This window comes from Bacteroides faecalis (assembly GCF_003865075.1).
GTDB classification, from domain to species: domain Bacteria; phylum Bacteroidota; class Bacteroidia; order Bacteroidales; family Bacteroidaceae; genus Bacteroides; species Bacteroides faecalis.
The window spans coordinates 235,936-247,507 of sequence record NZ_BHWB01000003.1 but is presented as its reverse complement, the minus strand read 5'-3'; the positions used below and the strand labels follow the sequence as shown (position 1 = coordinate 247,507).

Here is an 11,572-nt window from a genome sequence, read left to right as displayed (position 1 = left end):
ATTGGATTTATGAAAAATATACTATATTATTTTCTGTCGTTGATAGGTTTGTGCGCATTGTTCTCAGCCTGTGAAGACTGGACGGAAACAGAAGTGAAAAATCCGGAGAATCTGATTGAGTCCTCACATTCGGAAGAGTATTACACAAGGCTCCGTGCGTATAAGGCTTCAGATCATCCGATTGCTTTCGGATGGTTTGGAAACTGGACCGGAACGGGTGTCAGTCTGATGAATAGTATGGCCGGATTGCCGGACAGTGTAGATGTGATTTCGATGTGGGGTGGTTGGAAGAATCCTTCTGCTGCGATGTTGGAAGATCTGCGTTTTGTGCAGCAACAGAAGGGGATTAAAGCTTTGGTTTGTTTCATCTTGCTGGATATAGGAGCTCAAATTACTCCTGTAGGCGAAGAACCTCATAAATTCTGGGGCTGGGTGGATGGAGATGACGAAGCGATTGAAAGATCTATCCGGAAATATGCCAATGCGTTATGTGATACGATTGATAAATACAATTATGATGGATATGATTTGGACTGGGAACCTTCTTATTCCCATCCTTTCCAAACGTCATATGAGATGGCAAAGAATGGACGTATCGGTATTTTTATAGATGAGATGTCTAAACGCATCGGTCCTCGTTCGGGTACAGGGCGGTTATTCGTGATTGACGGCGAGCCCGGAAACTCACAGATTCCGAAAGAAATGGGTAAATGTTTCGATTATTTTATTGTACAGGCTTACAGTGCTACTTCGGATGCAGCCCTGATGATTCGTGAGCATGGATTGAATGATATCATTAAATATTATGACGGAGTTTTATCTGCCGAAGAATGTGCAAAGAAATACATAGTAACGGAAGACTTTGAGAAGTATGCAAGTACGGGGGGGCTGACCTATACGGACTCTGAAGGAAACAAGATGAATTCCGTAGAGGGAATGGCTCGATGGAATCCGATTATTAATGGAAAGAAAGTACGTAAAGGTGGGGTCGGAACTTTCCACATGGAGTATGAATACATGATTGACGGGAAAGAAGGTACATATCCTTATCTCCGCAAAGCTATTCAGTTGATGAATCCTGCTGTAAAATAAATGATTAAAAGATGAATGGTATGAAAATAAAGAATCTAAATATCCGGAATTTGTTCGCAGCCGGACTGTTGATGCTGCTTGTAACGAATTGCAATGATGCAAATTATGATGAAATAGACAGTTTGGTGTTTCTACAGGAAACGGGTACTCAGGCGAATATTTCGAAGAAGGTACCTGTCAGGGATAAGAATATTTCTATCATGGTGACTCCCCGGATTGGAGAAAAGGCTCCTTTTGACCTTGAAGTGGGATTGAAAGCGGATGCAGCTGCTTTAAAGACTTTTAATCAGAGAAATGGTATGAATCTGGAGATGTTGCCGGAGGAATTCTATGAATTTGAGCAACTGAAAGCAAAAATTGAGAAGGGAAGAACGACTGCATCGAGTGTAGAGGTGATTTTCAAACCTCTTTCGGAAGAACTGTCACAAACGGGCAAGCAATATGCGTTGCCGGTGAAAGCGGTGGCGCCGGAGGGGATGCAGACTTTGGAAGGTGCTGATTTGATGGTATATATTGTTGATCCATTGATTATCACTTCTGTTCCGGTCATTAATGCGCAGAATAATTTGAAGATGACTATGAGGCAGGATTATTCACTGACGGAATGGTCAGTAGAATATCGTATCAGTATTAATAAGCTGGGTACAAAGAAAGGTGAGATGAACAATCAGGCGATGTTTGCCGCTTTCGGTCCCGGTGGTGATGAGATTTACACTCGTTTTGGGGATGCTCAGGTAGAGGGTAATAAATTACAGATAAAAAATCAGGGCTCACAGTTTAACAGTAATACGGTTTTTGCTACAAATACTTGGTATCATATCGCTTTTGTTTGCAATGGTTCAAAGGTTATTATGTATGTCAATGGCGCTAAAGATAGTGAGTTGGCTGTTAGCGGAAAGACCACTAATTTATCGAAAGATAATTTTGGTTTTGGTAATCAAGATTACCTGAAAGCGGATGTGAAGGTTAGCGAGATTCGTTTTTGGACGAAAGCGATTTCCGATACTCAGATTATGAATAATATGTTTAGTATTGATCCTCAAACAGAAGGTTTGGAGGCTTATTGGAGGCTCAATGAGGGAACCGGTAATGAATTTAAAGATGCAACAGGAAATGGAAATGCATGCAGATCTACCGGTAAAACGGAATGGGTACTTCATGTGAAAGCGGACAATCTGCCGGATAGTGAAGTGGAAAGTGGAACTAATTAAAGGAGACGGATTATGAAATATATAGAATTAAAACAACTTGGTAGATTAGCTGTCTGTGCGTTGGTAATAGGTGCATTTGCTGCATGTAGTGATGAAGAGAATCTGTTAGAAGGACAGGCGGTATATCTAACGACAGGAGTGTATCCTAATAGTGAAATGAAGTGGGAAGTTATTCAAACACCGTTGGATTCGAAATGTGAATATTCGGAATGTAAATTTCCGGTTCGTATTACTTTCCCGGCAAGTTCGGACATTACCGTTTCTGTGGAGCTTGATAACAATGGGATAGATACATATAATCAAGTACATGGTACGGCTTATGAGAAGCCGGCCGATGGTTCGTACCAATTGAAAAAGAATACGGTTACCATTAAAGCCGGGACTTATGAATCGGCAGACTCAATTCATTTATCTGTAACAGATTTCAGTAAATTAAAAGCGACGAAAGGACATGGGTTTGCTTTACGATTGTCGAATATTTCTAATAAGCAGGTAGAATTGAGTGCTAATATGAATTATCTGTTTCTCTTATTAAAGAATGAGTTCCAGAATTTGGATCCTGAAGCAACTAAAATTGAAGGAGAATATGCTCCGACAGATGGATGGAGTTTTACAGCTAATCCTTCCAATATGGAGAAGACTATTCAGAAAGCGTTTGATGGAGATATGACTACGAAATGGAATTACTATTTTTATTCGGAGGTCAATGATCCTAACTTTATTATTAATTTGGGAAAATCACTGACTATAAAAGGTTTTGCAGTAGATCCTAATTATAATAAGAGCTATTACGGTTCCTCTATTCCTTATCCTTATAACCTGAAAGATGTGACAGTATCTATCAGTGATGATGGGGTGAATTGGATTAGTCAGGGAAGAATGGTAGTATCTGCTTTACCTAAAGAGGCGTCAGCAGAAAATCCGGTGGTAAGTGTAATCAAATTCTATGTCCCGGTAACGACACAGTATATAAAATTGGGAATTCCGAATTGTTGGAATGGTAGTCGTCCGGATATTTATATTGCTGAATTCCATGTGGTACTGTAGAATTTACTATTTAGTTATAGAATAAAATGAAAAAAAAGAGGGGCAGATGTTAGTAGTTTGCTCCTCTCAGTTGTTCTATATTAGGATAGGTTAGATAAATAAGTTTTTTCATCTATATACTATGATTTATGCGACATTATAAAACTGCTTCTCGACAAAAAACAATTAACCCGGTTTGCTGGGTTCCTACCGCTTATTTTGCAATGGGGCTTCCTTTCATTGCAGTTAATCTGGTTTCTTTGTACATGTATAAGGAATTAGGAATTTCGGATACACAGATTACGTTTTGGACTTCTCTTTTAATATTGCCCTGGACTTTGAAATTTTTATGGAGTCCTTTTATGGAAATGTACCGTACGAAGAAGTTCTTTGTTTTGTTGACTGAAATGTTAAGTGGTTTACTGTTTGGAGTAGTCGCATTTTCTTTGTTTTCTAATTACTTTTTTGCGATTAGTATTTCTACCATGGCTGTGATTGCATTTAGCGGAGCTACTCATGATGTAGCTTGTGATGGAGTATACATGGCTGAGTTGAATCAAGTTGATCAGACTAAGTATATTGGAGTTCAGGGGGCTTTCTACAATGTAGCTAAGTTGGTGGCTAATGGAGGTCTAGTCGCTTTGGCAGGTATGTTATCTGAATACTTCGGAGCTGTAGAGGGAGCTCCGCTGGAGATGAATAGGGAAGCCTATTCCTACTCTTGGATGATTATTTATGGGATCATTGCGTTAATGCTCGTCTTATTGGGAGTTTATCACATCAAAATGTTACCATCAACACAAGTTCCGGTGAGTTCTTCCGAGAGAAAAACGATTTCGGAGGTTGGCAAGGAACTGATTGTGGTGATTCGCAATTTCTTTACTAAGAAACATATCATTTACTATATTTTCTTCATTATCCTATATCGATTTGGCGAAGGTTTTATCATGAAGGTTGCTCCTTTGTTCCTTCGTTCGTCGAGAGAAGTCGGTGGGTTGGGACTGACAACCACAGAAATAGGTACATTGGTTGGAATATTTGGTTCCGCAGCTTTTGTGCTTGGTTCTTTGCTGGCAGGTTTTTATGTCTCTAAGTTGGGACTGAAGAAAACACTTTTCTCGCTTTGTTGCATATTCAATCTTCCATTTATTGCTTATACTTTTCTGGCTGTTGTCCGACCGGATAATCTTTATTTAGTAGGGACTTGTATTACGATGGAATATTTTGGTTACGGCTTCGGCTTTGTCGGACTGACATTGTTCATGATGCAGCAGATTGCTCCCGGAAAGTATCAGATGTCTCATTATGCATTTGCGTCGGCGATTATGAATCTGGGAGTTATGTTACCGGGGATGGCTAGTGGTTATCTGAGTGATTTGCTTGGTTACCGAGATTTCTTTATTTATGTGCTGCTGGCTACTATTCCGGCTTTTCTGATTACGTATTTTATTCCATTCACTCACGATGATTCTAAAAAATAACTAATATAAAAAAATGACTATGAGTAAAATTCAAATGCCTTGGGAAGAACGTCCCGCAGGATGTACGGACGTTATGTGGCGTTATTCACAGAATCCGGTTATCGGACGCTATCATATTCCTTCATCAAATAGTATCTTTAATAGTGCAGTGGTTCCTTTTGGAGATGGATTCGCCGGGGTATTCCGTTGCGATAATAAGGCTGTACAGATGAATATTTTCACCGGATTTAGTAAAGACGGTATTCATTGGGATATTAGCCATGAACCTATTCGCTTCAAAGCAGGTAATACCGAGATGATTGAATCTGAATATAAATATGATCCTCGTGTTACATGGATTGAAGATCGTTACTGGGTGACTTGGTGCAACGGTTATCATGGTCCGACTATAGGTATTGCTTATACTTTTGATTTCAAGGAGTTCTTCCAATGTGAGAATGCATTCCTTCCTTTCAATCGTAATGGTGTACTTTTCCCGCAAAAGATAGATGGTAAATATGCGATGTTGAGCCGCCCCAGTGATAATGGACATACACCCTTCGGTGATATTTATATCAGTTTCAGTCCGGATATGAAATATTGGGGTGAACATCGTTGTGTGATGAAAGTAACTCCTTTCCCTGAAAGTGCATGGCAATGTACTAAAATCGGTGCAGGTTCGGTACCTTTCCTGACAGACGAAGGTTGGTTACTTTTCTATCATGGGGTGATTACGACTTGCAATGGTTTCCGTTACTCGATGGGTGCTGCTATTCTTGACAAAGATCATCCGGAGAAAGTGTTGTACCGGACTCGTGAATATTTGCTCGGTCCTGCTGCTCCTTATGAACTTCAGGGAGATGTGCCTAATGTGGTATTCCCTTGTGCTGCTTTGCAAGATGGTGAACGGGTAGCTGTTTATTATGGTGCAGCGGATACTGTAGTAGGTATGGCTTTCGGTTATATCAAAGAAATCATCGAATTTACTAAACGAACGAGTATTATCTAAATATGAAACGCATACTATTAACTTACACACTTGCTTTCTCCCTTCTTTCCGTTTGTGCGGAAGAGGGAGGAAGCCCCCCTTTCAATGAGAAAAAGGATTTGTTGATAGATTATGTGGATCCTTTTATCGGAACAACAAATTTCGGAACTACTAATCCGGGGGCTGTCTGCCCGAACGGAATGATGTCCGTTGTACCTTTCAATGTGATGGGTTCTTCTGATAATAAGTATGATAAAGACGCCCGCTGGTGGTCTACTCCTTATGAACATACGAACTGTTTTTTTACAGGATATGCTCATGTGAATTTGAGTGGTGTCGGTTGTCCGGAGCTAGGATCTTTATTGCTAATGCCTACCACAGGAGAACTGAACGTTGATTACAAAGAGTATGGAAGTAAATATAAGGACGAACAAGCCTCTCCCGGATATTATTCTAACTATCTGACAAAATATAATGTGAAGACGGAAGCTTCGGCTACTCCGCGTACGGGTATCACTCGTTTTACTTTTCCGAAAGGTAAAAGCCATGTGCTATTGAATTTGGGAGAAGGATTGACGAATGAGACAGGAGCAATGCTTCGCCGCGTGAATGATTGTGAGGTGGAAGGAATGAAGCTGTTGGGTACTTTCTGTTATAATCCACAGGCGGTATTTCCTATCTATTTTGTGATGCGGGTGAATAAGGTTCCTGCTGCAACGGGGTATTGGAAGAAACAACGTCCGATGACAGGTGTAGAAGCTCAATGGGATTCGGATAATGGGAAATATAAACTGTATACTAAGTATGGAAAAGAGATTGCCGGAGATGATGTCGGGGCTTATTTCTCTTTCGATACGGAAGAAGGTGAACAGATAGAGGTACGGATGGGTGTTTCTTTTGTCAGTATTGAGAATGCCCGTTTGAATCTGGATAAAGAACAGGTCGGAAAGAATTTTGAAACGGTTCATGCAGATGCACGTGTCAAATGGAACGATGACCTGTCGCGAATTACTGTGAAAGGAGGAACGGATGATCAGAAAACGGTTTTCTATACGGCGCTTTATCATTTACTGATTCATCCGAATATTTTGCAGGATGTTAATGGAGAATATCCGGCAATGGAAAGTGACAAGATTTTGACGACGAAAGGAGACCGCTATACGGTATTCTCTCTTTGGGACACTTATCGGAATGTACATCAGTTGCTGACCTTGGTTTATCCGGAACGTCAGATAGAAATGGTACGTACCATGCTGGATATGTATCGGGAACATGGATGGTTGCCGAAGTGGGAATTGTATGGAAGAGAGACGCTGACTATGGAGGGTGATCCGAGTATTCCGGTCATTGTGGATACATGGATGAAAGGTTTGCGTGACTTTGATGTGGATCTGGCTTATGAAGCGATGTATAAATCGGCTACATTACCCGGAGCTGAAAACCTGATGCGTCCGGATAATGATGATTATATGGAGAAAGGATATGTTCCTCTCCGCGAACAATATGATAACTCTGTATCCCATGCGTTGGAATATTATATTGCAGACTTTGCACTTTCACGTTTTGCTGATGCATTAGGTAAGAAGAAAGATGCAGAAATGTTCTACAAACGTTCTTTGGGTTATCGACATTATTACAGCAAAGAATTTGGTACACTTCGCCCGATTCTTCCGGATGGAACTTTCTATAGTCCGTTTGATCCGAAGCAAGGAGAGAACTTTGAACCGAGTCCGGGCTTTCATGAAGGTAATTCATGGAACTATACATTCTATGTGCCACACGATGTTTACGGACTTGCCAAGTTGATGGGAGGGAAGAAAGCTTTTATCAATAAGTTACAAATGGTATTTGATGAAGGGCTTTATGATCCTGCCAATGAACCGGATATTGCTTATGCTCATTTATTCTCTTATTTTAAAGGAGAGGAATGGCGTACGCAGAAAGAAACTCAACGTTTGTTGGATAAGTATTTTACGACAAAACCGGATGGTATTCCCGGAAATGATGATACGGGAACGATGTCGGCTTGGGCTATTTTCAATATGATTGGTTTCTATCCGGATTGTCCCGGATTGCCGGAATATACTTTGACGACTCCGGTTTTCAATAAAGTAACGATCCGTCTGGATCCGAAATGGTATAAAGAGAAGGAGCTGGTTATTGAAAGTAATCGTACCGGGACGGAGGCGCTTTATATTGATAAAGTATTATTGAACGGTAAGAAAATAAATAAGTACCGTATTACTCATGATGAACTTGTGCATGGCAAAAAGATGCTATTTGAATTAAAATAGTATTCAATGTGTCATAGGTGTTGTTTGGGGGTACATAATAATGTTTGTAAAAGAATGACGGTATATGTCTCGGATGGTTACACCATGTTGAGCATATACCGTCACTAAGTTGATAGGATAGTGTCACTCTTTTTAAAAGTAGAAAAACAATTAGATTGGTTATTCTAAGTAGATCATTTTCTTTGTCATACCTCCGTCAATCGTGATGTTTTCTCCATTGATAAAATCATTCTCTTTCTCACAGATAAATAAACACATGCGGGCGATGTCTTCCGGTTTTCCGACTCGTTTGGAAGGGTGTTGCAAATGGTCTTCGGGGCGGAGTTGCTCATAATTTTGTGTTTGTATCCATCCCGGAGATATTGAATTTACGGTGATGTTCCATTTTGAAAGAGAGATTGCCAGTGCATGAGTGAGCGAATGAAGCCCTCCTTTGGATGCGGCATATCCTTCGCTACCGGGTTCACTCATTAAGTAGCGTGTAGAACAAATATTAATTATTCTCCCATAAGGGTTAGGAGTAACTTGGGCTTGGCGGTGGATTGCCAGTAGTCGCGAAAGAATAAATGCCGGGCGAAGGTTGATAGAAAGTATTCTGTCAAAGTCTTCCACACTTGTTTCTATAATAGATGAGAAAGTGCTGATACCTACATTATTGATAACAATGTCGATGTCTTTCCATTCTGTCAGAAGATGCAGGATACATTTCTCCAGTGCTTCTTTATCACTGACGTTTACTTGGTAGAAAGTAGCTCCTGTTTCTTTTGCGGTGGCTTGTCCTGCCAATTCATTATGATCACAAAATGCAACTGAATCACCTTTCTGACAGAACATTGATACAATACTTTTGCCAATTCCTTCTGCTCCTCCTGTTACAAAAACTCTTCTTTTCTGTGTTACTTCATCAGAGACTGTTTCAGTAGATTGTTTCGCTTTAGCTTGATGAGTAGTTGTTTTTTTACCATTTTTTATAGCTAGTTTCCATGCGGCTTTTCGGGCCTCATATGCTTCTTGTTGTTTTTCTATATAATTATCTGCCATAACCAACTGTTCATTTTTTATTTTAATGAACAAAAGTAATGAATTTATAGGTGTTATACAATAAAGAATAGTAGGTTATTTCCTTGTTATTTAAAGTATATGAAGTATATTTGTAATGAATCAATTTAAATGAAGAAATTATGAAGAATTTGAAGAATGTATCTGTGGGGATGGTATTGATGTTATTGTCCGTAGCAGGAGTAAAGGCACAGACTGTTATTCCCAGTAAGAAATATATCACGCGAGAAGTAAAAAATACAAGTAGCTTTAGTGCTATTAAAGTATTGGGCAGTCCGGATGTAGAATATCGTCAAAGTAATAATTCTAAGACGACAGTTTCTATTTATGGTTCCGATAATCTGGTTGATTTATTGGAAGTAAATACGGTGAATGGAGTATTACAGGTAAATATAAAGAAAGGAGTCAATATTCATGGCGGAGAGCGTCGTTTGAAAGTCATCGCTTCTTCGCCTTCATTGACACAAGTTGATATTCAGGGTTCCTCGGATGTAAATTTGAAAGGTGCTATAAACGGTACAAATATTCGATTGAATATAACAGGATCCGGAGATATTGAGGCCGAAAATCTGAACTATGCAGATATTTCTGTGGCAGTTAAAGGAAGTGGGGACGCCGTATTGAAAAATATGAAGGTTGATAATGTGAATGCAGTAGTTGCGGGTTCCGGTGATATTGATATGAGAGGTGTTGCACAACGTGCGGTTTTGACTGTCAATGGTTCCGGTGATATTAGTGCGGGTAATTTAGTTGCCACTAATGTTACTGCTACTGTTTCCGGTTCGGGAGATATTGAATGTTATGCGTCGAAGCAGCTTAATGCCAAAGTTGGTGGTAGCGGTGATATTGAATATAAAGGTAATCCGTCTGTTGTAAATAAAGAGGGAAGGAAGGATCAGATTTCTAAAAAATAAATAGCATTCCTTCTTATTTTAATGGATATAATAAAACAAGATTCAGATCTTTACCCTATTATCTGACTCTTGTTTTATTTATAATATAGCATATTAAAAGTCTGCGCAAGAACGCACTTGTATTTGTTAGAGACACACTCTTAAAACCTATAACTTGATGTGGTACAATAAATGCATATATAAAGGATGTTCCGGTGGGACAAGTGGGTGACCGAACATCTTCAGGCGTTTCATTCCAATTTTTTGCATCACACGTTCCGAACGGTGATTGGGAACAGATGTGAATGCATAAAGTTCTTCTATGTCTAAGTGCTTACGTGCATACTCAAGACAGGCAGTTGCAGCTTCCGGTGCGTATCCATGTCCCCAATATTTGTGTGCCAGACGCCAACCCATTTCTATTCCCGGTGCAAAATCAGTGTCGAATGTGAATCGATGCAATCCGGTATAGCCTATGAATGCATGATCTTCTTTACACTCTACTGCATATAGTCCGAATCCGTAGTTTTGAAGTTCATCTTGAATGCGGTAATAAAAAGCGAGAGTTTCTTCTTCTGTTAGTGATTTGAGGAAGAATTCCATTACATTAGGATCAGCATTTATACGGGCAAAGGCCGGAATATCTTCTTCTTTCCAATCACGAAGGATTAAACGGGGTGTCTCTATGTAAGTTTGCATAATTATGATGAGATAATTATGCAAAGGTATAAATAATTATCAAAGAAAATGAGACAAATATATCTTTTCAAGTGGATAAATCAGTTCGAAATATCATTTATCTCTTTTTCCGTAATTGACTCATTTTCGTTTTTCTGTGTGACATAGAAACCGCGACCGGGTGTCCATTCTACGCAAAATAGCTCATCAATATCAGAATAGCCTTGGCGGGAGAGGTTGCTTTTGAGCCATTCTTCCGTTTTTCCGCTACCTTCCAATGACGATTGTAAGATAGAACCATTATTCACAAATAGGAAGGATTCTGATTTAGACTTCTTTTTTGAAACGGTTAGTTGTCCATTGGTTTCGAAACGGACATCATTTACGTCAAGCATAGAAAAAATCCCGTTTTCTCGTAATAGAGTCCTAAACTGTTCCATTTCCAATCCGTTGCGCTTGAATTCTTTAAGATTAATCTGTCCATCACGTACAATCATTACTGTGTCACCTTTAATTAGGCGGCGCAGAGTTTTAAAACGAAGTAAGTATCGAATTCCCATGTTAAAACAAGTCCAAACTCCCAAAGAGAAAACAAGTTGCCAAGCGGATATGTCCGGGCTATAGATGACACCTCCGACCAGTGCCCCTAAAACAAAAGCATTGACTGAATCGAGGGGAGTAAGTTGTGCCATTTGTGTCTTTCCTGAAATACGAAGAAAGAAAAGAACACCTAGCATACCAACAACTATTTTTATTACAATGGTAAGATACATCATGGCTGAATTAAATATTAAGTTTATCTTTCAATAGAACAGTTAGGTTTTGTTTTTGTTTCGGAGAAAATAATTGGAGCAAGAAGTACTATACGTTT

At 39.5% G+C, this 11,572-nt stretch carries 10 protein-coding genes; 7 read left to right on the top strand and 3 right to left on the bottom strand.

Annotation, left to right across the window (positions count from 1 at the left end; translation table 11 throughout):
• The first annotated feature begins 9 nt into the window (after positions 1–9).
• From EJF25_RS06500 to EJF25_RS06475, 6 genes are all read left to right on the top strand, one after another.
• Positions 10–1,092 carry a glycoside hydrolase family 18 gene (locus EJF25_RS06500; protein ID WP_125040562.1) on the top strand — a complete coding sequence of 361 codons (1,083 nt, stop codon included), beginning with the start codon at positions 10–12 and terminating at the stop codon, positions 1,090–1,092.
• 20 nt (positions 1,093–1,112) lie between these two features.
• Complete coding sequence (locus EJF25_RS06495) at positions 1,113–2,303, top strand: DUF1735 and LamG domain-containing protein (RefSeq protein WP_160119382.1); 1,191 nt, start codon at positions 1,113–1,115, stop codon at positions 2,301–2,303.
• 12 nt (positions 2,304–2,315) lie between these two features.
• Positions 2,316–3,350: a BT_3987 domain-containing protein gene (locus tag EJF25_RS06490; protein ID WP_125040560.1), complete on the top strand. Its 1,035-nt coding sequence runs from the start codon at positions 2,316–2,318 to the stop codon at positions 3,348–3,350.
• 128 nt (positions 3,351–3,478) lie between these two features.
• The gene (locus EJF25_RS06485; RefSeq protein ID WP_125040559.1) at positions 3,479–4,810 is read left to right on the top strand and encodes an MFS transporter; all 1,332 of its coding nucleotides are present in this window, start codon (positions 3,479–3,481) and stop codon (positions 4,808–4,810) included.
• Between the two features lie 19 nt (positions 4,811–4,829).
• Entirely contained in the window at positions 4,830–5,798 is a 969-nt protein-coding gene (locus EJF25_RS06480) for a 1,4-beta-mannosyl-N-acetylglucosamine phosphorylase (protein ID WP_125040558.1), read from the top strand.
• A gap of 2 nt (positions 5,799–5,800) precedes the next feature.
• Positions 5,801–8,071: a GH92 family glycosyl hydrolase gene (locus EJF25_RS06475; protein ID WP_125040557.1), complete on the top strand. Its 2,271-nt coding sequence runs from the start codon at positions 5,801–5,803 to the stop codon at positions 8,069–8,071.
• A 159-nt stretch (positions 8,072–8,230) separates the two neighbouring features.
• On the opposite strand, the gene EJF25_RS06470 is transcribed toward EJF25_RS06475, so the two are convergent.
• Entirely contained in the window at positions 8,231–9,112 is an 882-nt protein-coding gene (locus EJF25_RS06470) for an SDR family NAD(P)-dependent oxidoreductase (protein ID WP_125040556.1), read from the bottom strand.
• 140 nt (positions 9,113–9,252) lie between these two features.
• On the opposite strand from EJF25_RS06470, the gene EJF25_RS06465 reads away from it, so the two are divergent.
• On the top strand, positions 9,253–10,044 hold the full coding sequence (locus tag EJF25_RS06465; protein WP_125040555.1) for a head GIN domain-containing protein: 792 nt from the start codon (positions 9,253–9,255) through the stop codon (positions 10,042–10,044).
• Positions 10,045–10,191: 147 nt separating this feature from the next.
• Here EJF25_RS06465 and EJF25_RS06460 read toward each other — a convergent pair whose 3' ends face one another.
• Complete coding sequence (locus EJF25_RS06460; protein ID WP_125040554.1) at positions 10,192–10,722, bottom strand: GNAT family N-acetyltransferase; 531 nt, start codon at positions 10,720–10,722, stop codon at positions 10,192–10,194.
• 80 nt (positions 10,723–10,802) lie between these two features.
• Entirely contained in the window at positions 10,803–11,477 is a 675-nt protein-coding gene (locus EJF25_RS06455; RefSeq protein WP_125040553.1) for a DUF421 domain-containing protein, read from the bottom strand.
• Positions 11,478–11,572 lie beyond the last annotated feature (95 nt).